This is a genomic window from Streptomyces sp. NBC_00582, assembly GCF_036345155.1.
Classification (GTDB): domain Bacteria; phylum Actinomycetota; class Actinomycetes; order Streptomycetales; family Streptomycetaceae; genus Streptomyces.
This window is the reverse complement of sequence record NZ_CP107772.1, coordinates 5661029-5684551: the sequence shown is the minus strand read 5'-3', so window position 1 is coordinate 5684551 and position 23523 is coordinate 5661029. Positions and strand designations below refer to the sequence as shown.

At 72.1% G+C, this 23523-nt stretch carries 13 protein-coding genes and 1 rRNA gene; 7 read left to right on the top strand and 7 right to left on the bottom strand.

Annotated features, from left to right (window positions below; genetic code table 11):
• Positions 1–40 precede the first annotated feature (40 nt).
• Together OG852_RS25390 and OG852_RS25385 are read right to left on the bottom strand one after the other, a co-directional pair.
• Positions 41–1566: ribosomal RNA gene (locus tag OG852_RS25390) — 16S ribosomal RNA — on the bottom strand.
• A 642-nt stretch (positions 1567–2208) separates the two neighbouring features.
• On the bottom strand, positions 2209–2757 hold the full coding sequence (locus OG852_RS25385) for a MarR family winged helix-turn-helix transcriptional regulator (RefSeq protein ID WP_330349032.1): 549 nt from the start codon (positions 2755–2757) through the stop codon (positions 2209–2211).
• A gap of 110 nt (positions 2758–2867) precedes the next feature.
• On the opposite strand from OG852_RS25385, the gene OG852_RS25380 reads away from it, so the two are divergent.
• Positions 2868–4154 (top strand): MFS transporter, encoded by a 1287-nt coding sequence (locus OG852_RS25380; protein WP_330349031.1) that lies wholly within the window; start codon positions 2868–2870, stop codon positions 4152–4154.
• Positions 4155–4206: 52 nt separating this feature from the next.
• Here the strand turns inward: OG852_RS25380 and OG852_RS25375 are convergent, their stop codons facing one another.
• The 3 genes from OG852_RS25375 to OG852_RS25365 all read right to left on the bottom strand — a co-directional run bounded on the left by OG852_RS25375 (position 4207) and on the right by OG852_RS25365 (position 8314).
• Positions 4207–5004, bottom strand: a complete 798-nt coding sequence (locus OG852_RS25375) for a class I SAM-dependent methyltransferase (protein ID WP_133916824.1) — start codon at positions 5002–5004, stop codon at positions 4207–4209.
• A 33-nt stretch (positions 5005–5037) separates the two neighbouring features.
• The gene (locus tag OG852_RS25370; RefSeq protein WP_133916825.1) at positions 5038–6711 is read right to left on the bottom strand and encodes an ATP-binding SpoIIE family protein phosphatase; all 1674 of its coding nucleotides are present in this window, start codon (positions 6709–6711) and stop codon (positions 5038–5040) included.
• 223 nt (positions 6712–6934) lie between these two features.
• A complete protein-coding gene (locus OG852_RS25365; protein ID WP_133916826.1) occupies positions 6935–8314 on the bottom strand; it encodes an NAD(P)/FAD-dependent oxidoreductase in 1380 nt (459 codons plus the stop codon).
• A 378-nt stretch (positions 8315–8692) separates the two neighbouring features.
• Here OG852_RS25365 and OG852_RS25360 point away from each other — a divergent pair, with 378 nt between their 5' ends.
• A complete protein-coding gene (locus OG852_RS25360; protein ID WP_330349030.1) occupies positions 8693–9517 on the top strand; it encodes a TetR/AcrR family transcriptional regulator in 825 nt (274 codons plus the stop codon).
• Between the two features lie 322 nt (positions 9518–9839).
• Entirely contained in the window at positions 9840–11792 is a 1953-nt protein-coding gene (locus OG852_RS25355) for a sigma-70 family RNA polymerase sigma factor (RefSeq protein WP_330349029.1), read from the top strand.
• Here OG852_RS25355 and OG852_RS25350 read toward each other — a convergent pair.
• Positions 11779–15195 (bottom strand): AfsR/SARP family transcriptional regulator, encoded by a 3417-nt coding sequence (locus OG852_RS25350; RefSeq protein WP_330349028.1) that lies wholly within the window; start codon positions 15193–15195, stop codon positions 11779–11781. The two genes, OG852_RS25355 and OG852_RS25350, sit on opposite strands and share 14 nt — an antisense overlap.
• A 329-nt stretch (positions 15196–15524) precedes the next feature.
• Complete coding sequence (locus OG852_RS25345; protein ID WP_133916830.1) at positions 15525–17654, bottom strand: asparagine synthase-related protein; 2130 nt, start codon at positions 17652–17654, stop codon at positions 15525–15527.
• Between the two features lie 707 nt (positions 17655–18361).
• Here OG852_RS25345 and OG852_RS25340 point away from each other — a divergent pair.
• The 4 genes from OG852_RS25340 to OG852_RS25325 all read left to right on the top strand — a co-directional run bounded on the left by OG852_RS25340 (position 18362) and on the right by OG852_RS25325 (position 23503).
• Complete coding sequence (locus OG852_RS25340; RefSeq protein ID WP_133916831.1) at positions 18362–19786, top strand: MFS transporter; 1425 nt, start codon at positions 18362–18364, stop codon at positions 19784–19786.
• 179 nt (positions 19787–19965) lie between these two features.
• On the top strand, positions 19966–21174 hold the full coding sequence (lhgO, locus tag OG852_RS25335; protein WP_443064655.1) for an L-2-hydroxyglutarate oxidase: 1209 nt from the start codon (positions 19966–19968) through the stop codon (positions 21172–21174).
• 41 nt (positions 21175–21215) lie between these two features.
• On the top strand, positions 21216–22043 hold the full coding sequence (gene trmB / locus OG852_RS25330; RefSeq protein ID WP_330349027.1) for a tRNA (guanosine(46)-N7)-methyltransferase TrmB: 828 nt from the start codon (positions 21216–21218) through the stop codon (positions 22041–22043).
• A 47-nt stretch (positions 22044–22090) separates the two neighbouring features.
• Positions 22091–23503, top strand: a complete 1413-nt coding sequence (locus OG852_RS25325) for a PrsW family intramembrane metalloprotease (RefSeq protein ID WP_443064561.1) — start codon at positions 22091–22093, stop codon at positions 23501–23503.
• The last annotated feature ends 20 nt before the right edge of the window (positions 23504–23523 follow it).

Genomic DNA, 23523 nt, shown 5'->3' with positions numbered 1-23523 from the left:
GGCCTCTGGACCGCCTAGGCGGCCTAGAAGTGCTCCTTAGAAAGGAGGTGATCCAGCCGCACCTTCCGGTACGGCTACCTTGTTACGACTTCGTCCCAATCGCCAGTCCCACCTTCGACAGCTCCCTCCCACAAGGGGTTGGGCCACCGGCTTCGGGTGTTACCGACTTTCGTGACGTGACGGGCGGTGTGTACAAGGCCCGGGAACGTATTCACCGCAGCAATGCTGATCTGCGATTACTAGCAACTCCGACTTCATGGGGTCGAGTTGCAGACCCCAATCCGAACTGAGACAGGCTTTTTGAGATTCGCTCCACCTCACGGTTTCGCAGCTCTTTGTACCTGCCATTGTAGCACGTGTGCAGCCCAAGACATAAGGGGCATGATGACTTGACGTCGTCCCCACCTTCCTCCGAGTTGACCCCGGCGGTCTCCTGTGAGTCCCCATCACCCCGAAGGGCATGCTGGCAACACAGGACAAGGGTTGCGCTCGTTGCGGGACTTAACCCAACATCTCACGACACGAGCTGACGACAGCCATGCACCACCTGTACACCGACCACAAGGGGGCGACCATCTCTGGCCGTTTCCGGTGTATGTCAAGCCTTGGTAAGGTTCTTCGCGTTGCGTCGAATTAAGCCACATGCTCCGCTGCTTGTGCGGGCCCCCGTCAATTCCTTTGAGTTTTAGCCTTGCGGCCGTACTCCCCAGGCGGGGAACTTAATGCGTTAGCTGCGGCACCGACGACGTGGAATGTCGCCAACACCTAGTTCCCACCGTTTACGGCGTGGACTACCAGGGTATCTAATCCTGTTCGCTCCCCACGCTTTCGCTCCTCAGCGTCAGTAATGGCCCAGAGATCCGCCTTCGCCACCGGTGTTCCTCCTGATATCTGCGCATTTCACCGCTACACCAGGAATTCCGATCTCCCCTACCACACTCTAGCTAGCCCGTATCGAATGCAGACCCGGGGTTAAGCCCCGGGCTTTCACACCCGACGTGACAAGCCGCCTACGAGCTCTTTACGCCCAATAATTCCGGACAACGCTTGCGCCCTACGTATTACCGCGGCTGCTGGCACGTAGTTAGCCGGCGCTTCTTCTGCAGGTACCGTCACTTTCGCTTCTTCCCTGCTGAAAGAGGTTTACAACCCGAAGGCCGTCATCCCTCACGCGGCGTCGCTGCATCAGGCTTTCGCCCATTGTGCAATATTCCCCACTGCTGCCTCCCGTAGGAGTCTGGGCCGTGTCTCAGTCCCAGTGTGGCCGGTCGCCCTCTCAGGCCGGCTACCCGTCGTCGCCTTGGTGAGCCGTTACCTCACCAACAAGCTGATAGGCCGCGGGCTCATCCTTCACCGCCGGAGCTTTCGACCCTCACAGATGCCTGCGAGAGTGATATCCGGTATTAGACCCCGTTTCCAGGGCTTGTCCCAGAGTGAAGGGCAGATTGCCCACGTGTTACTCACCCGTTCGCCACTAATCCACCCCGAAGGGCTTCATCGTTCGACTTGCATGTGTTAAGCACGCCGCCAGCGTTCGTCCTGAGCCAGGATCAAACTCTCCGTGAATGTTTTCCCGTAATCGGGATGAACACCACGAGAGCGGAACCAGGAGGAGGAATAGTCCTCCCGGCTCACAGCGTCCTCGCTGTGTTTTTTCAAAGGAACCTCATCCTCGGCTATCACTGCCGGGGACGGGGTATCAACTAATCTGGCGTTGATTTTTGGCACGCTGTTGAGTTCTCAAGGAACGAAAGCTTCCTTTGTACTCACCCGAGTCTCTCGGGCTTTCCTCCGGGCTTCCCTTCGGTCTTGCGTTTCCGACTCTATCAGATCTTTTCTCGATCCGATTTCCTCGGTGCTTTCCAGGTTCCCGCTTTTGTTTCGCGGTTTCCTTTCCGGCGGTTCCGACTCTATCAGATCCTTTCGGCGTCTGATTCCCAGTCAGTGGGGGTTGTCTTCCCGGCCCTTCGGCCGTTCCGACGTCTCAAACCTTAGCGGATCCGCCCGGCAGTTCCTAATCGAGCCGCCGACCCCAATCGAATTGAATTCGGGCACACCGAATTCGACCCCGTTGGGAGATCGTGCTGTGGTTTGAGGTGCCGCTGCTGCGGCGGGAGTGTCATCGAAGAACCGTTCCGGCTCCCCGACAACCCGAAGAACTCTACGCACCCTGCAGAGGCGTGTCAAGCGTCCCCTGTCAAGATCTTTTCAGTCGAGGTCGCTGAGCCGTCCGCCGGCGTCCGGCTGGGCGTGTTCCACGCGGCGCAGGAGCCTGGTCAGGACGTCTCCGAGAGTCAAGCGCTCCTCGGGTGAGAGGTCCTGGAGCAGGTCCTCCTCGAAGACGGTGGCCAGGCGCATCGCCTCCAGCCACTTCTCCCTCCCCTCCGGCGTCAGCTCCACGATGACGCGCACGCGGTTGGACTCGTCCCGTTCCCGGGTCACCAGTCCTTCGGTGACCATGCGGTCGATCCGGTGGGTCATCGCGGCCGGCGTGAGGCCGAGGCGCTTGGCCAGGTCGCTCGGGCCCAGGCGATAGGGGACGCCGGAGAGTACGAGGGCCTTGAGAACCTCCCACTCGGCGTTGCTGATGCCGAGCTCGGCGGTCTGGCGGCCGTAGGCGACGTTCATCCGGCGGTTGAGCCGGGAGAGCGCCGAGACGATCTTCTCGACCTGGGGGTCGAGGCCCCGGAACTCACGCTGGTAGGCGGCGATCTGTTCTTCGAGCGTCGGCTCGGTGACGCCGGGGGTCTCGGCCATGTGCGCAGTATCGCACGCACATCCTTTGCCTTGAAGTCCTTCGATCTGTACTGTTTAGCTTCGAACTTTAGGTTTGAAGTCTTCACTCCTAACTAGTGAGAGAGGTGAACGTGACCAGGGCCAAGGGCGCAGCGATGCGCCGGATCCACGTGGGCAACGCACTCAGCGCGTTCGGGCTCGGCTTCACGGTCCCCTACCTGTACGTCTATGTGGCGCAGGTGCGGGGACTGGGGGCCATGACGGCGGGGTCGGTGCTCGCCGTCTTCGCCGTGGCCGCGCTGATCGTGCTGCCGGTCGCCGGACGGGCGATCGTGCGGCGCGGTCCACTGCCGGTCCTGCTGGCCGCCCTGGTCACCGCTGCCGTCGGTGCGCTGGGCCTGGGACTGGCCGGCACCGCCACCGCCGTACTGACCGCGTCGGCCGCGCTCGGCGCCGGGCAGGCCGTGATGCAGCCGGCGCTGGCGACGATGATCGTGGACTGCTCGACGACACAGACGCGCTCCCGTGCGTTCGCCATGCAGTTCTTCCTGCAGAACCTCGGGCTGGGCATCGGTGGGCTGATCGGTGGGCATCTCGTCGACGCCACGCGCGTGTCGTCGTTCACGCTGCTGTTCGCGATCGAGGCGGCGATGTTCCTGCTGCTGGCCGTAGTGATGGCGACGGTGCGGGTGCCGTCCGCGCCGCGGTTGGGGGGCGCGCCCCGGCAGGCCGCCCGGGGAAGCTGGCGGGAGCTGCTCGGCAACCGGGCCATGGTGCAGCTCTCCGTGCTGGGCTTCGTGCTGTTCTTCGCCTGTTACGGGCAGTTCGAGTCGGGGCTGAGCGCGTACGGGATCGAGGCCGCCGGAATCTCGACGTCGGCGCTCGGTACGGCGCTGGCCGCCAACACCGCCATGATCGTCGTCGCACAGTTCGCCGTGCTGAGGTTCGTCGAGCGGCAGAAGCGGTCGCGGGTGATCGCGGCCGTGGGGCTGATCTGGGCGGTGGCGTGGGTCGTGGCCGGGTACGCCGGGCTGGGGCATGGGAGCCAGGAGATGGCGACGGCGGCGTTCGTGTCGACGTACGCGCTGTTCGGGCTGGGTGAGGCGATGCTGTCGCCGACGGTCGCCCCGCTGGTGGCCGATCTCGCGCCGAGCGGGATGGCGGGGCAGTACAACTCGGCGTTCGCCCTGGTGAAGCAGCTCGCGCTGGCCGTGGGGCCGGCCGTGGGCGGACCGATGGGGGCCTCGCTGCACGCGCCGTACATCGTGACGTTCCTGCTGTTCTCGCTGGGGATCAGCTTCCTCGCGCTGCGGCTGGGGCGGCAGCTGACCGCCGTACAGGATCAGCCGTGGCTGGTGCGGAACCGGGTGGTGGCCCAGGGTGGCCCCGCTGTGGAGCCGGTGGCCGCGGAGGCGTGAGACGAATGAAGGCGGTCGTCGTCCCGGTGGGACGGCGGCCGCCTTCGTGCTGTCAGCGGACGGCGGAAACCAGGGTGGCCGTGAAGGGGAAGGCCGTCGTGTCCGGGGGGAGTCGGTCGATGACGGTGCGGGCGGTCCGGGTGAAGATCGAGTCGTCGCCGGTCTCCGCGACGGTCTGGCCCCAGCCGGTGGCGGAGAGGTGGCCGGGGACGTAGGTCTCCAGTGGGGGGAGGGCGATGGTGAAGGTGAGGGTGCGGCGGGTCGTGTCGTGGAAGCCGGCGCGGTCGACGGCGGTGGTCAGGCGGTCGGCTCCCTGGAAGGCCGCCTCGTAGGCCGTCGTCGACTGCGGGCCGTCGTGCTGCTCGATGGCCTCGCGGACGGCGACGAAGTACGGGGAGTCGGCGAGGTGGGACCAGACGGTGGCGGCGAAGCGGCCTCCGGGGCGGGTGACACGGGCCGTTTCCCGAAGGACCGCGTCGAGGTCGGGGAAGAACTGGGCGCCCTGTTGACAGAGAACGGCGTCGAAGGCCGCGTCGGGGTGGGGGAGGTCGTCCGCGGGGGCGCGGGTGAACTCGATGTCCGGGTAGAGACGGGGGTGGCACGCTTCGGCGATCTTGAGCATGCCCTCGTGGATGTCCACGCCGGTGACCCGGCCGGTGGGGCCGGCCTGGGCGGCCGCGGCACGGGCGGCGAAGCCGGTGCCGCAGGCGAGGTCGAGGACGGTGGCGCCGGGATAGAGGTCCGCGGCGTCCACCAGTGCGGTGACGAAGGGCGCCATGAGGGGCGCGACGTAGCGTTCGTAGCGCTCGGGGGCGCTTTCCTTGAGGTGAAAGCCCGTTGCGTCTGCCATTCGGAAGCAATTAGCACCGGGAGGCGGATTCGCCTAGGTGGTCGGCAGGACGAACTCGCACCACACCGCCTTTCCGCCGCCCGGGGTGCGCCGGCTGCCCCAGTGGGAGGCGATGGTGGCGACGATCGCGATGCCGCGGCCCGACTCGTCGCCCGGTTCGGCGCGGCGGCGGCGCGGGAGGTGGTCGTCGCCGTCGGTGACCTCGATGATCAGGCGACGGTCGGTGCGGCGCAGGCGCAGCCGCATGGGCGGGGTGCCGTGCTGGAGGGAGTTGGCGACGAGTTCGCTGGTGGCGAGGACGCCGGCGTCGTGGAGGTCGCTGGGGAAGCGCCAGCTCGTGAGGACTCCGGAGGCGAAGGCACGCGCGCGTGGGGCTGCTTCGACGCCGCCGAGGAGTTCGAGGGCGGCGTTGCGGAAGAGTTCGCTGTCGGCGCCGGTGCGGGCGGGGTGCTGGAGGACCAGGACGGCGACGTCGTCGTCGTGGTCGGCGGTGACACCGGCCGAGCGGACCAGGCGGTCGCAGACGACCTGGGGGGTGCCGGTGGCGCCGGCCAGGGCGCGCTCCAGGGCCGCGATGCCCTCGTCGAGGTCCTCGTCGCGGCGCTCGACCAGGCCGTCGGTGTAGAGGACGGCGGTGGAGCCGGGGCCGAGGGGGATGGAGCCGGAGGCGTGCATCCAGCCGCCGGTGCCGAGGGGCGGGCCGGTGGGTTCGTCGGCGCGCTGGACGTGTCCGGTGTCGTCGCGGACGAGGATGGGGAGGTGGCCGGCCGAGGCGTACACCAGGCGGCCCTCGTTGGGGTCGTGGACGGCGTACACGCAGGTGGCGATCTGGTTGGCGTCGATCTCGGTGGCGAGGCCGTCGAGGAGGTTGAGGACCTCGTGCGGGGGGAGGTCGAGGCGGGCGTAGGCGCGGACGGCGGTGCGGAGCTGGCCCATGACGGCCGCCGCGCGGACGCCGCGTCCCATGACGTCGCCGATGACGAGGGCGGTGCGGCCGCCGCCGAGGGTGATGACGTCGTACCAGTCGCCGCCGACGGCGGCCTCGGTGCCGCCGGGCTGGTAGGTGGCGGCGATGCGCAGGTCGTCCGGTTGTTCGAGTTCCTGGGGGAGGAGGGAGCGCTGGAGGGTGACGGCGGTCTCGCGCTGGCGGCGTTCGCTCGCGCGCAGGCGTTCGGCGGCCTCGGCGTGGTCGGTGACGTCGGTGGCGAAGACGAGGACGGCTCTGTCGGCTCTGTCGGCGCTGCCCGTGCCGTCCTCGTGGTCCTCGGCCACGGGGGTGCAGGTGAAGGTGTAGTGGCGGCCGTCGGGGGCCTTGCGGGACTTCAGGGTGCGGGGTTTGCCGCTGCGCAGGGCCTGGTCGAGGAGGGGCATGAGGCCGAGGTCGCGGAGTTCGGGGAGGGCCTCGGCGGCGGGTTCGCCGCAGGGGCGTGCGCCGAAGGCGGCCGTGTAGGCGTCGTTGACGTAGGCGAGGCGGTGGTCGGGGCCGTGGACGAGGGCGACGAGGGCCGGGACGCGGTCGAGGACCTCACGGACCGGGAGTTCGTCGACGGCGGGCACGGGCGGTGGTTCGTCGGTGAGTTGTTCGGCGCGGGCCGCGGGTACGGAGCCCTCGCTCCGCCGGTCCGTGGTGGTGACCGTGTGCTCGGCCCGCGCGGCGGCGCGGCGCTGAGTTCCGGGGAGCCGGGCGCTCCAGCGCGTGAAGTTCACGAATCCTTGCCTCGTGTAGTCGTCGTCGGCCGGCTCCGGGCCCGGCCTGGGCTCCGGGGGCCGCGCGGCGGTGGCCGCACATTGTCGCAGCAGCCGGGGTGTGGAGCACTGGGGAACAGCCTCGGGGGTTGGGCGATGAGCAGGGAGCAGTCTGGCAGGGTGGCCGCGGTCCGGGCCGACATTCGTCAGACGTGGGGGCGGTCGGGGGAGTTCCTGTATCGGGTCAGGACGACCCCTTCGGGTCGTCGGGCGACGCGTCAGAAGGCTTTCCACCGGCAGCGAGTTCGAACTCGGCGCGAGGATGTTCGAGGGATCCCAGGGAGACGATCTCGCGTTTGAAGAGCCCGGCGAGGATCCATTCGGCGAGCACGCGCGCCTTGCGGTTGAAGGTGGGCACGCGGCTGAGGTGGTAGGCGCGGTGCATGAACCAGGCGGGGTAGCCCTTGAGTTTGCGTCCGTAGACGTGGGCGACGCCCTTGTGGAGGCCGAGCGAGGCAACCGAGCCGACGTACTTGTGGGAGTACGTCTGGAGGGGTTCGCCGCGCAGGGAGCGCGCGATGTTGTCGCCGAGGACCTTGGCCTGGCGGACGGCGTGCTGGGCGTTCGGGGCGGTCTCCGTACCGGGTCGGGCGGCCGTGACGTCGGGGACGGCGGCCGCGTCTCCGGCGGCCCACGCGTGCGTGACGCCGTCGACGGTCAGCTCGGGGGTGCATTTCAGCCGACCTCGTTCGGTGCGGGGGAGGTCGGTCGCGGCGAGCACGGGGTGCGGTTTTACGCCGGCGGTCCACACGACCGTACGGGTCGGGAAGCGGGCGCCGTCGCTGAGGACGGCGATGCGGTCGGCGCAGGACTCCAGGCGGGTGTTCAGGCGGACGTCGATGTTGCGGCGGCGCAGTTCACTCACGGTGTAGCGGCCCATGTCCTCGCCGACCTCCGGCAGGATCCGGTCGGAGGCCTCGACGAGGACCCACTTCAGGTCCTCGGGCTTGACGTTGTGGTAGTAGCGCGTGGTGTAGCGGGCCATGTCCTCCAGTTCGCCGAGGGCCTCCACGCCTGCGAAGCCGCCGCCGACGAAGACGAAGGTGAGAGCGGCGTCGCGGATGGCGGGGTCGCGGGTGGAGGAGGCGATGTCCATCTGTTCGATGACGTGGTTGCGCAGTCCGATGGCCTCCTCGACGGTCTTGAAGCCGATGGCGTGGTCGGCGAGGCCGGGGATGGGGAGGGTGCGGGCGACGGAGCCGGGCGCGAGGACGAGTTCGTCGTACGTGAGCTGCTGGGCTCCGGTGCCCTCCTCCTCGGTGGCGAGGGTGGTGAGGGTGGCCGTGCGTTTGGCGTGGTCGACGGCGGTGACCTCGCCGACGAGGACCCGGCAGTGCGGCAGGACGCGACGCAGGGGGACGACGACATGGCGTGGGGAGACCGCGCCGGCGGCGGCCTCGGGGAGGAACGGCTGATAGGTCATGTACGGCTCGGGGGTGACAACGGTGATCTCCGCGTCTCCCCGGGCGAGTTCCTGTTTCAGATTCCGCTGGAGCCGCAGTGCCGTGTACATCCCGACGTAGCCGCCGCCGACAACGAGAATGCGCGCACGTTCCTTCACCATCCCATGACGCACCCGGCGCCGGAGTTTGTCCACAGCCCCGACCATTTGTGTGACCGCGAGTCGAGCGGGCGCGGGGTTGGCCGAAACACCGGCGTGCGGGGCAGGTGCGCAGGTCAGAGGGTGCGCGCCGGGGTACGGGAAGGGGTGCAATCGGGATGTAAACGACCCGTACTCCGATCGGGGGGCGCTCCGTGCGGAACCTGCCCCTTCTGAATTGACTGCCTCTCAACTATGTTCGTGTCGACGGGGTGTCAGGGGGAAGCGCCTCACGGGTCCGCGACGGGCGGGTCCCGGGAAGCGGTCCCCTGTTCCATGCGCCCCGGAATTCGATGGCGGGGAGTGTCTCCGGGGGGAGACGTCATTACCGGGGGATTAATCATGCACATTCAGGACACGCATTGGTCGTCCGCCTCCGCGCTCGCGCACGGCGGCGGCGTGAGCGCGGCGGTGGGCAACGGACGCGGGGACGGCCCGCGGACCACGCCGCTGCGCGTGGACGCACAGCGCAATCTGGAGCACGTCCTGCGGGCGGCGCGCGAGGTGTTCGGCGAGCTGGGTTACGGCGCGCCGATGGAGGACGTGGCGCGGCGCGCGCGGGTGGGTGTGGGGACCGTGTACCGGCGGTTCCCGAGCAAGGACGTCCTGGTCCGGCGGATAGCCGAGGAGGAGACGTCCCGGCTGACCGAGCAGGCGCGGGCCGCGCTCGGCCAGGAGGACGAGCCGTGGTCGGCGCTGTCTCGCTTCCTTCGGACGTCGGTGGCCTCGGGTGCCGGGCGGTTGCTGCCGCCGCAGGTGCTGCGGGTCGGCGCTTTCGCCGAGGACGGTGCGGAGGGCGCGGCGGCCGGTGAGGCGAGGGTGCCGCAGCAGCGGACCCAGCCGGGCGGCGGTGAGCTGCGGCTGGTCTCCGAGGGCGGTGCGACGACGGGCCCCTCGGTGGGCTCGGTCGGCTCCGTGGGCTCCGTGGGCTCGGTGGGCTCGGTGGGTGATGACGCCGGGGCGGCGGCGCTGCTCGACGTCGTGGGCCAGCTCGTGGAGCGGGCTCGGGCGGCGGGCGAGCTTCGGCCGGACGTGTCGGTGTCGGACGTGCTGCTGGTCATCGCGACGGCGGCGCCCTCACTGCCGGACCCGGCGCAGCAGGCGGCCGCGTCGGCGCGACTGCTGGACATCCTGCTGGAGGGGCTGCGTTCCCGGCCGGCCTCCTGAGAACGGGCCACGCTCACTCGAAGGGGTGAACGGGGTGGGGGCGCGTCACCGCTCTCACCCCGGCCCGCACCACGACCCGAACCACGACCCGAACCAGGGCCTGAACCGCTCAGGGGTTCGGGACATTTCACCCCGACGGCCCAATTTCTGCCCATGACACGAGAGTTGAACCTTCCCCGTACGGGTGAAGGTTAGTACTGGAATGCGACAAGTCCCCACGGACGAGTGGATGCCCCTCCGCCGTCCGGTTCTGACCAAAAGCCAATATGGCACTCTGACCCGGTGTCGGGACCGGTAGGGCAGGCGGCGGGGGCTTTCCGCGATGGGCGTTGACAGGCGGGACGAGCAGGTACCGAGCCAGGGCAGGCGTATCCACGCGCGGAAGAGCGGCGTCCCCGCACAGTGGGAGCGCTCCGACGACGGCGTCCTGCCACCGGCCCGGGATCTGCCGCCCGCCGACGCCGACCTGATCGCCCGCATGCGCGGGGGCGACGACACGGCGTACGAGGAGCTGTACCGGCGCCATGCCGACGCCGTGCGCCGCTACGCGCGCACCTGCTGCCGGGACGCCCACACGGCCGACGACCTCACCGCCGAGGTCTTCGCCCGCATGCTCCAGGCCGTACGCGGCGGTTCCGGGCCCGAGTACGCCGTCCGCGCCTATCTCCTCACCTCCGTCCGGCGGGTCGCCGCGGGCTGGACGCGGTCGGCGAAGCGCGAGCAGCTCGTCGACGACTTCGCGGTGTTCGCCGCCCGGACCGGCCGCTCCCCGGAGGGGTCCGACGACACGGCGTCCTCGGGCGCCTTCGGCGGGGGCGTGGACCTCGGTGCCGATGTGCGGGCGATGCACGAGGCCGAACAGTCCCTGGCCATGCGGGCCTTCCGTTCGCTGCCCGAACGCTGGCAGGCCGTGCTGTGGCACACCGAGGTCGAGGACGAGTCTCCGAGCGAGGTCGCGATGCTCTTCGGCCTCGACGCCAACGGCACACGCGTGCTCGCCAGCCGTGCCCGCGAGGGCCTCAAGCAGGCCTATCTCCAGGCCCACGTCAGCGCCACCCTCACCAGCGACGAGGAGTGCGCCCGCTACGCCGACCAGCTCGGCACCTACGCCCGCCGGCGACTGCGCACCCGGGCCGAACGCGGGCTGCGCAAGCACCTGGAGGAGTGCGCCCGGTGCCGACTTGCCGCCCTCCAGATCGAGGAAGTGGCGAGCAGTATTCCCGCCGTCGTACCGGTCGCGGTCATCGGCTGGTTCGGCGCCGCCGGGTACGCCAAGGCGCTCGGGCTCCTCGCCGCCGGGGCCGGGGCCGGGACGGCGGGTGCCGCAGCCGCTGCGACGGGCGCCTCGGGCGGGGCGGCGGGAAACGGTGCCGCTGCGACGGGCGCCTCGGGCGGGGCGGCGGGAAACGGTGCCGCTGCCGGTGGCGGCGCGTCCGGAGGCGCCGGTGGCGGTGCGAGCGCTGCGGCCTCGGAGGGGCTGGGCGCGTCCGTGAAGGCGGGGATCGCCGCCGGGGTGGTCGCGGTCGCGGCCGCCGCGGTGGCGCTCGCCCTCGTCGGCGACGAGAGCCCCGCAAAGCCCCCCACGGCGGCTCCCGCAGCCTCCGCGCCCGCGGTGCGCCCCCAGGACCCCACGCCCACCCCCACACGTACGACGAAGTCGCCCGAGCCGGAGGAACCGCCGGTGATCGTCCCGGCCGCGGCCCCGACCTCGGCACCGACCCCCGCCGAGCGGCGGCCGACGACACCGGCGCCGACCCCCACACCGCCACCCACCCCGACACCGACTCCGACACCCACGCCCACGCCCACCCGGACGTCGGCACCCACTCCCCCGGCCCCGCCGGCCGTCTACCCGCTGAACGAGCTGTCCTTCGACGTCGACGGCGACGGCACCGGCCCCGAGATCCGTCTCGGCGGCAGCAGCTGGGTGTGGCAGCGCCACGAGGTGTCCGTCGCCGACCGGCCGTACGCGCGCGGGGTGACCGTGCACGGCCGGTCCTCCGTCACCGTCGACCTCAACCGCGCCTGCACCTCCTACGACGCGTTCGTCGGCCTCGACGACCTGACGCTGAAGCTCGGCAAGGTGACCTTCTCCGTCTACGCCGACGGGGCTCGTCTGTGGACTTCGGGGACGGTCAAGGGCGGCGACCCCGCCGTGCCCGTCCATGTGGACCTCGGTGGCCGGAAAACCGTCCGCCTGGTGGTCGAGCCACACAGCCACTTCGACGGGGTGGCCCTCGCGGACTGGGCCGAGTCCACGTTCACCTGTTCGTAGCGGCGGACGGGCCGCTGGCCTGCGCCGGGTGCTCTCGTACGGCCTCGGCGAGTTCCTCCAGGACATCGGTCATCGTCAACTCCGCGCCCCGGGCACGCTCGGCGGCGTGACGCTCGGCGCCCAGGGCCCGGCGGGCCTCGGACTCCGCGCGCTCGGCGCGCCGCTGCTGCACGGCGGGGCGGGCGTGGGGGCCGCGCAGCCGGTCGGCCGCCGCCAGCAGCCTGACCGCACGGGGTGGGTCCCCGAGCCGGGCCAGCAGGTCCGCCGCGCCGTCCACGACCGCCGAGGTGATCGCCTCGGCACACTGCTCGGCCACCGCGCTGCGCAGCCCTTCGGCGAGCATCGGCAGAGCGGGTTCCGGGCCGGACTCCTCGGCGGTGACCTGTGCGTCGAGCAGGGTCAGCTCCACCACGAACTGCGGCGGCGGAGTCCCCCGCCGCGCCGCGTCGAGGGATACGTCGCACAGCTCGCGCGCGCGGACGACGTCGCCCACCTCCAGCGCGAAGCAGGCGCGCAGCATGATCACGAAGGACTGGGCGTCCAGCGCCCCGTACTCGTCGGCGGCGCTGCTCGCCTCGTCCAGGACGGCCATCGCACCGGGGAGATCGCCCGAGCGGTAGGCGATCTGCGCGAGCCGGGCCATCAGGAACGGCGCCTCCGTGTACGCGCCGACCTCGTAGGCGAGCCGCAGCGCCTCCCGGTACTCCGCCTCCGCCTGTGCGAACCGGCCCCGCGCCAACTCCGCCTCGGCTGCGGCGCCGCACACCTGGGCCCGCATCCAGCGGTCGCCGACCCGTCGGCTGATCGCGCGCAGCTCCGCCAGGTCGTCGTCCACACCGGCCAGCCCGCCGGAGGAGTCGACGACCATGTGCGTACGGAACATCAGCGTGCAGCCCAGCTCCCACTCTCCGCCGTGGGCCCGGCAGTTGGCGACGGCCGCGTCCAGGATGCGGCGGACGTCGGACCTGCTTTGCAGATGGAAGGCCGCCGCCACCGGCCAGACCAGCCCGGGCATGCGGGCCGCTCGGGGACCCCCGGGCTCGAACCAGGCCCGGAGGCGCGCGAGGGAGGACCGGTGACGGAGGTCGCCCTCGACCACCCCGGGCTCGGACTCGGAGAGCAGGAACACATGCAGCATCAGCAGGTCCGACCGCTGTGCGCGCCTGGGGTGGGCACCGGGTCCGTCCTCGTCGGCCGGCTCGGCGAAGAGGGCCTCGACGGGGTCCACGGCGGCCATGCGTGCGGCGAGGTCCCTGGGGACGGGGAGGGAGCGGCAGACGAGGGCGGGAGCCGTGCTGGGGGTGGTGTCCGACGGCGGGCCGGGGAGCGTGTCCAGGGCGGCGCCCAGGCGCAGGACGCGGTCGGCCCAGGCGGCGCCCTCCTGGCGGTAGTTGCGCAGCCACCAGAACCAGCCCATGGCGAGGCAGAGGGCGGTGGCCTCCTCCTCGTCGGCCGTGGTGATCGCGCGCTGCATCGCCACCCGGATGTTGTCCAGCTCGTTCTCCAGGCGGGAGATCCACGGGAGTTGCTCGGCGGAGCGGAGCAGGGGGTCGGCCCGCTCGACGAGCGCGCGCACCCACGCGCGGTGCCGAAGCTCGGCCGCCTCGCGCGCCGGCGGGTCCTCGGCGGCGCGCTCCGCGGCGTACTCGTGGATCGTCTCCAGCATGCGGTAGCGCATGTCCTCGCCGCCGTCCCCGTCGGCGGGCGCGTACGGCGCCGCCACCACCAGTGACTTGTCGACGAGCGCTCCGACGAGGTCGGCGACCGGTCCGGTGCACACGGCCTCGGCGGCCTCCAGGTCCCAGCCGCCCGCGAAGACGGACAGCTCGCGCAGGAGGGTCCGCTCCGGTTCGTCGAGCAGGTCCCAGGACCAGTCGACGACGGCCCGCAGGGTCTGCTGGCGGGGCAGGGCCGTACGGCTGCCGGAGGTGAGGAGGCGGAAGCGGTCGTCGAGGCGGTCGGCGATCTGCCGGGGGGTGAGCAGGCGGAGCCGGGCCGCGGCCAGCTCGATGGCCAGGGGCAGACCGTCGAGCCGGCGGCAGATCTCCGCGACCGTCTCCTCGTCCCGGTCCTGCGGGGCGGCGGCCGGGGTGGGGCGTACGGCCGCGGCACGCTCCCTGAAGAGGCGGTGCGCCTGGTCGGGCCGGAGGGGTTCGACCGGGCGGACCGACTCGCCGGGGACGCCCAGGGGTTCACGGCTGGTGGCGAGGATCGTGAGGCCGGGGCAGTGGGTGAGGAGGGTTTCGGCGAGGGCGGCGGCCGCGCCGATGACGTGCTCGCAGTTGTCGAGGATCAGGAGCTGGCTGCGCGGGGCGCAGTGCTCGACGAGCAGGGCGACCGGGTCGTCCTGCGGGGTCGTCAGGTCGGTGGCCATCAGGACGGTCTCGCGCAGACCGAGGGCGCTGACCACCGCGCCCGGTACCGCCTCCGGTCGGTCGAGCCGCGCCAGCTCGACCAGCCATGCCTGCGCAAGCCCGGCGGCGGCTTCCTCGGCGAGACGGGTCTTTCCGGAGCCGCCCGGTCCGGTGAGGGTGACGAGGCGGGCCCTGTGCAGATCGGAACGGATGGCGGCGAGCTCGGGTTCCCGGCCCACGAAAGAGGTAAGACGCGGACGGATGTTGCCGTGTCGGGCGGGGGGCGGGGGCGGTGCGAGGGGGGCCGTCCGGGGCCTGGGTCGGGGCGGCGGGGGGTCGAGGAGCTCGGTGTGGAGGGCGCGCAGTTCCGGGCCCGGATCGGTGCCGAGGGTGTCGGCGAGGGTGCGGCGGGCGGTCTCGTACGCGGCGAGGGCGTCTGCGGAGCGGCCCGTGTCGCGCAGGGCGCGGATGAGGAGGGCGTGCAGGGGTTCGTCGTACGGGTGTGCGGTGACGAGTTCTCTGAGGCGGGGTACGGCTTCGTGGGCGCGGCCGAGGAGGAGGTCGGCCTCGGCGCGGGCGCGGGTGGCTTCGAGGTGGAGGGCCTCGGGGCGGACGGCCGCGGTGCGGTCGGGGAGGTCGGCGAGGGCGGGTCCGCGCCACAGGGCGAGGGCCTCGTCCAGGGTGCGGGCGGCGGTTTCGGGGTCGCCGCCCCGCTGGAGGGTGGCGGTGGCCCGGCGTACGAGGCGTTCGAAGACGTGGAGGTCGACGTCGTCCTCGGTGGCGGCGAGGAGGTAGCCGCCCGGGGTGGAGGTGACGGCGTCCTTGCCGAGGGCGCGGCGGAGACGGCCGACGAGGGCCTGGAGGGCGGCGGGGGCGTCCCGGGGCGGGGTGTCGGGCCAGATCTCGTCGATGAGGGTTTCCGGGGGCGTGGGGTGGCCCGAGCGGAGGGCGAGGGCGGTGAGGAGGGTGCGGAGGCGGGGGGCGGTGAGGCGTATGGGGGTGCCGTGGTCGTCCTCGGTCTGGGTGACGCCCAGGATGTTGAACCGCACGGGGTCATTGTCGCCGGGGGGCGGGGTGGGGGCACGGGGTTTGTGGCGTGTGGGGTGTTGCGCTGCCGAACGTCGGCTTCTCGCCCCCGCGTCGGCGCCGACCGGGTCTGGTCTCCGCTCACCGTGCTGCCGGGGTGCCGCCCCAACGCCACGCCCGCCCGACCTGCGAGACCGCGTCACGGCCACTGGCCGGGCAGGGGGACCGCAACCCCCAGGGGCGCGGGAACTGCGCGAACGGCCCACGCGGACCCGCACCCGAAGGACGGCCCGCAGCGGCAAGGACAGCGCCGCAGCGGAAAAGGAGACGTGGGCTTCCCCGACCCCCGCGCTCAGCCTCCGGAGGACACCGCTCGGCGTTGGGGCGCGATACCCCCCGGTACCGCGCGGGCGCGGGCCGGGGTGCCGGTCCAGCAGGTGCCTCGGCGGGAGAGGAGGCGGTGCAGCCAGAGTTCGAGGGAGATGAGGTCGGCGATGCCGTCCAGGGGGAGGGGCTCGCCGGAGGCCGCCGCGCGGACCGCCTTGCGGACGACACGGGCCTCGATCAGGCCCGCCTCCGCGAGGAGGGGCGCCTCGAAGAGGGTGAGAAGGGGATCGATGGCGAGGCGGAGACCGTTGCGGACGGTCGTGGCCGCGGTGCCGTGGGCGGGCGCACCCCAGCCGGGCGGCAGCTCGGTGATGCCGGCGCCCTTGAGGACGGTCCGCAGGATCGCGGCCCGCGCGCCGGGCTGCACACGCAGCGTCTCGGGCAGCGCACGGCACGCGCGGACGACCTGGTTGTCGAGGAAGGGCGCGTGCAGGCGCTGGGAGCGGATCTCGGCGGCCTGTTCGAGGATGCGCAGGTCGGCCGCGTGCCGGGTGAGGGCGGCACGCGCGCGGTAGTCGCCTGGGCGCTGGCCCGGGCCGACCCCGGCGCGATGGGCCGAATTCTGCAGAAGAACCGATACTTCAGCCAGGGCCTCGCCCGTCAGCCAGCGCGCCGCCGGGCCGGGTCCGGCCCAGGTCAGTGCCGCGAGCGAGGCGCCGACCGCGCCTCCCGGGTCGTCCTCGAAACTGCGGTGCAGAAGACGGTCGGCGAGGTTCTCGACGCCCTGGCGGTACGGCGTACGGGCGAGTCTTCGGGCCGCGCCGTACACGCGCGCGGGGACGAGGACCGAGCCGTCGGCCTTGGTGAGGGCGGCGACCGGGCGGACCAGGTGCCGGCGCTTGCGGTCCATCAGGAGGTCCGCGAGGCGCGCGGGGTGGGCGTCCAGGACCTGACGGGCGCCGTAGCCGGTGAAGTGGTCGGCGCTGCCGGCCGCGAGACGCGCGCGGTGGCGGGCGGCGGTGACCAGGCTGGGGCCGGGCTCGTCGGTCAGCGGGCCGTCCAGATCGGCGTACGGCAGGCTCTCCTCGGCGCCGGTGACGACGACGTGGTGCAGACGCGGGTTGGCCGCCAGGGCGCCGGCCCGCTGCAGTTCCTCCTCACGCGCGCGTGTCGTCAGGTCGTTGAAGGTGACCGCCAGCAGCCGCTCCCCCGCGCCCGTGCCGTGGCCCAGGACGGTGCCCGGCATACCGGGCAGGCCGGCCGCCAGCAGGGCGAGCGTGCCGGAGGCCGGGCCGCCGGAGAGGTCGGCGCCGATGCCCGGCACCGGCATCCCGCGGGCGGCGCGCCGCTCGGCGGGGCCCATTCCGGGCACGGGACCGGGATCGATGTCGGGCACGTGTCTGGGCGCGGACAGACGCGCGCGTACGGCGTCTACGAGCGCGTCGCGCACCGCGTCGACCGCGCTGTCCGGGTCGGCCGGCGGTGCCGCCACGGCGAGGGACGCGACCGGGTCGTAGCCGGCGATCTCACGCGCCCCGGCGCGCAGGATCAGCGCATGCCCCGGCGGAACGCGCCGCACGCCGTCGTACGGGGTGGAGTCGTGGAGGGCGGCCGGGACGTCGGGTGCGGCCAGGAGCGCGGCGAGGTGGCCGAAGTCGAGGTTGGCCTCGATGAGGTCGGCGAGCGGGAGCGCGGCCGTGGCGTAGGCGGTTCCCCCTGCCCAGGGGGTGTGGAACACCGGCCGGGCGCCCGCGAGGTCGCCGCACACGGTGATGCGCCGGCCGACCTGGACGACCGCGGTGTAGCTGCCCGGCCAGGCGGTCAGATGGCGCAGTGCGCCCCCGCGCGCGGCGAACAGTCCGACGCGGAGCTGCTCGTCGCTCGCCCCGCAGGTGCCGAGGACCGCGATCCGGGTCCGGGCGTCGGCCTTCACGACCCGCACCTCGTCGGGGCGCCAGTCGCCGACCGCCCAGAGCGGATCGGGGTCGCCCCACAGGAGTTGGGAGCCGACGGGCTGCAAGGTCTCGCCGTCGTAGCCGACTCGGCCGCCGTAGGTGTCGCCGTCGTCGTAACGGCCTTCGTCGCGGCCGCCGTGTCCCACGGCTCCGCCCCACGCACCCGCGGCGGTGCTGCTCCATCCCACCAACCACCGCATCGACGCCTCCACGGGCTGTGGACAAACGAGTGCACCGTACGAACGGTTCACCATGCTGCCACGAAGAACGCGCCACAGAGGGAGGCGACGCCGCTTGTGATCCGGGGAGTGCGCCCGTGCGAACGCGTCGGCGCCGGCCTGGGCGGCCGGGGGCACCCCGGGGTCTGCGGCATGAATGCGCCCCCGGTACGCTCCCTCAAGACGCCCTGTGCGCCCTCGATTTCCATGGTCGGAGGCGTTGTCGCCCATGGAACGCAGGGTCGATTTTCGGCCAAATCCGGCACGGGCAGCCGGCGTTGGCCCAGCCGCGCGCAGGCTCCGCACACGCTCCGTACACACGCGCGTGCCCGTCACGAGCCGCGCCGGCCCGGGAGGCGGAACACGCCCCCCGGACCGCTCCGCCGCCCGCGGGGATGAAGGCGGCGGTGTCCCCCAGCCCACTGGATCCAGTACAGCGGGCCGACCCACGCACCGCCCATGGAACCGCTCCCCACGGTGGCCGGAGAAGAGCGCACGCACGGGCGCACGGCCACACAGCGGGAGCACGCGGCGACGGACCGTACCGAGGCCCGTACTGCAGTACGGACCACAATCCCGCCAACCGGCAGAATGCCCCTTAACGCTTGGGATGCGGCGAACTACGCTGGGTTTACGAATGCCGCGTGGTTATGCCAGAGCGGCAGCCGGATGTGTCGAGGGGTGGCGCAATGTCCAGGGAGCAACGCGGGCCGAACGAAAAGCTCGGCGCCGTTCTCGCCCTCGCGGGAATCAGCAACGCAGGACTCGCGCGACGCGTCAACGACCTTGGCGCTCAACGCGGGTTGACTCTTCGCTACGACAAGACGTCCGTGGCGCGCTGGGTGTCGAAGGGCATGGTGCCGCAGGGCGCCGCGCCGCACCTCATCGCGGCCGCCATCGGGCAGAAGCTCGGCCGCCCCGTGCCGCTCCACGAGATCGGCCTGGCGGACGCCGACCCCGCGCCCGAAGTGGGCCTCGCCTTCCCCAGGGACGTCGCCCAGGCCGTGCGCTCGGCGACGGAGCTGTACCGCCTCGACCTCGCCGGCCGCCGGGCCGGTTCGGGGGGCATCTGGCAGTCCCTGGCCGGATCATTCGCAGTAAGCGCATACGCAACGCCCGCGTCACGCTGGCTGATAACCCCGGCCGACAGTTCGGTGGCGCGGGAGGCCCACTCCCTGGAGGGGACCGGCGCACCGCTCAAAGTCGGCCACAGTGATGTGCAGAAGCTGCGGGAGGCCGCCGAGGACGCCAGGCGGTGGGACTCCAAGTACGGGGGCGGCGACTGGCGTTCGTCGATGGTGCCGGAGTGCCTGCGGGTGGAGGCCGCGCCGCTGCTGCTCGGCTCGTACTCCGACGAGGTCGGGCGGGCCCTGTTCGGGGCGAGCGCCGAACTGACCCGGCTGGCCGGGTGGATGGCCTTCGACACCGGTCAGCAGGAGGCCGCCCAGCGGTACTACATCCAGGCGCTGCGGCTCGCCCGCGCGGCGGCGGACGTGCCGCTCGGGGGGTATGTGCTGGCATCGATGTCGCTTCAGGCGACGTACCGGGGCTTCGGCGACGAGGGCGTCGACCTCGCCCAGGCGGCCCTGGAGCGCAACCGGGGGCTGGCGACCGCCCGCACGATGAGCTTCTTCCGGCTCGTCGAGGCACGCGCGCATGCCCGCGCGGGGGACGCGCAGGCCGCGGGCGCGGCGCTGAAGGCGGCGGAGAGCTGGCTGGAGCGGGCGCGGGAGGGCGATCACGATCCTTCGTGGCTCGGGTTCTACTCCTACGACCGGTTCGCCGCCGACGCGGCCGAGTGCTACCGGGATCTGAAGGCGCCTCGGCAGGTGCGGCGCTTCACCGAGCAGGCGCTGTCCCAGCCGACGGAGGAGTTCGTGCGGTCGCACGGGCTCAGGCTGGTCGTGTCGGCGGTGGCCGAGCTGGAGTCGGGGAATCTCGACGCGGCGTGCGAGCAGGGGGTGCGGGCCGTGGAGGTCGCGGGGCGGATCTCGTCCGCGCGGACCACGGAGTACGTGAAGGATCTGCTGCATCGGCTCGAGCCGTATGGGGACGAGCCGCGGGTGGTGGAGCTGCGGGAGCGGGCTCGGCCCTTGCTGATGGCTCCGGCGTAGGGATCTTCGCCTCTCGTCCGCCTTGGGCTGTGGTCGTGCGAGCGCGGTGCGTCGTGGGTTCTCGCGCCCCTGCGGCAAGCCTCATGTCGAGCACGGCCCCGGCGCCCCTTGGGTGGGCTGTGCCGGCCCGCGTTTGAAGTGACTGTCAGTGGTGCAGTGCACTATCGGAGGCGGAGGTGGTGCAGGTGGTGGCGTACGACTGTGATGTGCTCGTCGTCGGCGGGGGCATCGTCGGGCTGTCCACGGCGTATGCGATCACGCGGAGTGCGCCGGGGACCCGGGTGACCGTGCTGGAGAAGGAGCTGGGACCGGCCCGGCATCAGACCGGGCGGAACAGCGGGGTGATCCACAGCGGGATCTACTACCGGCCCGGGTCGCTGAAGGCACGGTACGCGGTGCGCGGTGCCGCGGAGATGACCAAGTTCTGCGCGGAGTACGGCATCGCGCACGACGTCACCGGCAAGCTGATCGTCGCCACCGAGCGGGACGAGCTGCCGCGGCTGCACGCGCTCGTGCAGCGCGGCCGGGAGAACGGGATACCGGTGCGCGAGCTGGGCGGCCCCCAGATCGCGGAGTACGAGCCGGAGGTGCGGGGTCTCGCGGCGATCCACGTCGGGACGACCGGGATCTGCGACTTCACGGCGGTCGCCCGGCAGCTCGGGCAGGCGTCCGGGGCGGAGATCCGGTACGGCGCCGAGGTGGTGCGGATCGACCGGCGGCCCGAGCGGGGGGTGGCCGTGCTCACCGCGCGCGGGGACGTCGTGCGGGGCCGGGTGCTGGTGAACTGCGCCGGGCTGTACTGCGACGGAATCGCCCGGATGACCGGGGACGAGCCGGGCGTGCGGATCGTCCCGTTCCGCGGCGAGTACTACGAGCTGGCGCGACCGGAGCTGGTGCGGGGACTGGTGTATCCGGTGCCGGACCCGGCGTTCCCGTTCCTCGGGGTGCATCTGACCAGGGGTGTCGACGGCGGGGTGCACGTGGGCCCCAATGCCGTGCCGGCGCTGGCCCGGGAGGGGTACGACTGGTCGGTCGTACGGCCCCGGGAGGTACTGGCGACGGCGGCGTGGCCCGGGGTGTGGCGAATGGGGCGCCGGCACTGGCGGTACGGGGCGGGCGAGCTGCGGCGGTCGGTGTCCAAGGGGGCGTTCGTGCAGGCGGTGCGGCGGTTGTTGCCTGCGGTGCGGGAGGAGGACCTCGTGCCGACGACGGCGGGGGTGCGGGCGCAGGCCGTCCTGCGGGACGGAGGCCTCGTGGACGACTTCCTGATCCGGGAGGGCGCCCGGGCGGTCCATGTGCTGAACGCGCCCTCACCGGCGGCGACGGCCTCGCTGCCGATCGGCCGGGAGGTGGCCCGACGGGCCCTGGAGGTGCTCGGCACCCGGTGAACCTGGTGAGCCCGGTGCGCGGCAGTAAAATCGACCCCACTGTGTCTGATTCCGTGAACACCCCCGAAGTCCCCAGCCCCGCTCCCGGCGAGCACCACCCGGGCCAGTCCGTCCGGCATACCCGGGCCAAGGGGGAGCCGCGCTTCCCCGACGGCCCCAAGGCCGACCCGGCCGGGTCGCACTTCGAGCGGCGGATCAGGAGCTTCCAGCCGCGGCGCAGCCGGGTGACGGCCGGACAGGCCGACGCCCTGCAGCGGCTGTGGTCGCGGTGGGGCCTCGACATCGACGGGCACGCCGTCGACCTCGCCGAGCTGTTCGGGAACGACGGACCCGTGGTGCTGGAGATCGGGTTCGGGATGGGCGAGGCCACCGCGCAGATGGCGGCCGCCGACCCGGACACCAACCTCCTCGCCGTGGATGTGCACACCCCCGGCCAGGGCAATCTGCTCAACCTCGCGGACCAGGGCGGGCTGGACAACGTCCGGGTCGCCAACGGCGACGCGATCATCCTGCTGCGGGAGATGCTGAAGCCCGACTCGCTCGCCGGGCTGCGCGTCTACTTCCCCGACCCCTGGCCCAAGAAGCGCCACCACAAGCGGCGCCTCATCCAGCCGGAGTTCCTCGACCTGGCCGCGACGCGGCTGCGGCCGGGGGCGATCGTGCACTGCGCGACCGACTGGGAGCCGTACGCGGAACAGATGCTGGACGTCCTCACCGCGCACCCCGACTTCGAGAACACGCAGGCCGACGGCGGGTTCGCGCCCCGGCCCGCGTTCCGGCCGCTGACCCGTTTCGAGGGCCAGGGGCTGGACAAGGGGCATGCGGTGAACGACCTCCTCTTCCGTCGCGTACAGCACGGCGATCGCTGACCGACAGCCCGTCCACCACAGTCCCCTCCCTCGTTAGGGTCGATGCCGTGGCCATCAGTCCCCCGTATCCGCCGTACCCCCCGCATCCGGGCGGCCCCGCCGAGGACGCCGGGCGCAGGCGAGTGCACTGGTGGCGGAGGAGATCGGTCCGGTACGGGGCGCTCATCACGCTGCTCACGCTGTCCGGGCTGGTGATCCTGGCGCTGGTGCGGGAGCAGACCGGCACCGAGGGGTTCCTGGTCGGTCTGGGGCTCGCGGTGCTGCCGGTGCCCCTGCTGACGGCCGCCTTCCGCTGGCTGGACCGGGTGGAGCCCGGGCCCTGGCGGAACCTGGTGTTCGCCTTCGCCTGGGGCGCGTGCGCGGCCGCGCTGATCGCGATCGTCGCCAACAGCTTCGCCACCCGGTGGATAGCCACGGCGACGGCCGATCCGTCCGGCGCGGACACCCTCGGGGCGACGGTGATAGCACCCGTCGTCGAGGAGTCCGCCAAGGCCGCCGCGATCCTCCTCGTGTTCCTCTTCCGCAGACGCGACTTCACCGGGCTCGTCGACGGGGTGGTCATCGCCGGGATCACGGCCACCGGCTTCGCCTTCACCGAGAACATCCTCTACCTGGGCACCGCGTTCGGCACCGACCAGCTCAGCGGTGACAGCGGTATCGCCTCCGTCACGGCCGCGACCTTCTTCGTGCGGATCGTCATGTCGCCGTTCGCGCATCCCCTGTTCACCGTGCTGACCGGCCTCGGCTTCGGGTTCGCGGCGCGCGCCGGGGACCGCCAGCATGTACGGCGGGTCCTCGTGCCGATGGCCGGGCTGCTCCTCGCGATGGGCATGCACGCCCTGTGGAACGGCTCCTCGACCTTCGGCGAGCTGGGGTTCTTCGCGGTCTACGCGTCCTTCATGGTGCCCGCGTTCGGGCTGCTCACCTGGCTGGCGGTGTGGACCCGTCAGCGGGAGCTGCGCACGGTCCGCGAGGAGCTGCCGGCGTACACGGCGGCCGGCTGGCTCACCCCGGCCGAGCCGTACGCGCTCGGCTCGATGCGGGCGCGGCGACTGGCCCGTGAGTACGCCAAGCGGCACCTGGGCCGGCCGGCCGCGCGGGCGGTCGCCGAATACGAGGCCTACGCGACCTCGCTGGCGTTCCTGCGGCACCGGGGGCGGGGTGGGCGCGCGGGTGCCGACTTCGTCGTACGGGAGAGGGAGTTGCTGAACGAGCTGTGGCGGCGCCGGGAGGTGGCCCGGCCCGCGCTGGACCACGCGGCGCGCATGACGGCGCCCGCGGCGCCCGGGCCGGTGTACGGGTACGGCGCCGCGCCGGGATACGGGCACGGCGCCGCGCCGGGATACGGGCACGGCGGCCCGCAGGGGTACGGGTACGGCGGCCCGCAGGGGTACTACGGGTACCAGGGGTACGGATATCCGGCGGGGCCGTATCCCGTGCAGAACCCCTATCGGTCCTAGGGGCCGGGGCGGTTCGGCGC

Coding starts and splice junctions, on each gene's coding strand:
- OG852_RS25385 (WP_330349032.1), bottom strand. CDS start 2,757: ATGGCCGAGACCCCCGGCGTCACCGAGCCGACGCTCGAAGAACAGATC.
- OG852_RS25375 (WP_133916824.1), bottom strand. CDS start 5,004: ATGGCAGACGCAACGGGCTTTCACCTCAAGGAAAGCGCCCCCGAGCGC.
- OG852_RS25365 (WP_133916826.1), bottom strand. CDS start 8,314: ATGGTGAAGGAACGTGCGCGCATTCTCGTTGTCGGCGGCGGCTACGTC.
- OG852_RS25360 (WP_330349030.1), top strand. CDS start 8,693: ATGCACATTCAGGACACGCATTGGTCGTCCGCCTCCGCGCTCGCGCAC.
- OG852_RS25355 (WP_330349029.1), top strand. CDS start 9,840: ATGGGCGTTGACAGGCGGGACGAGCAGGTACCGAGCCAGGGCAGGCGT.
- OG852_RS25345 (WP_133916830.1), bottom strand. CDS start 17,654: ATGCGGTGGTTGGTGGGATGGAGCAGCACCGCCGCGGGTGCGTGGGGC.
- OG852_RS25340 (WP_133916831.1), top strand. CDS start 18,362: ATGTCCAGGGAGCAACGCGGGCCGAACGAAAAGCTCGGCGCCGTTCTC.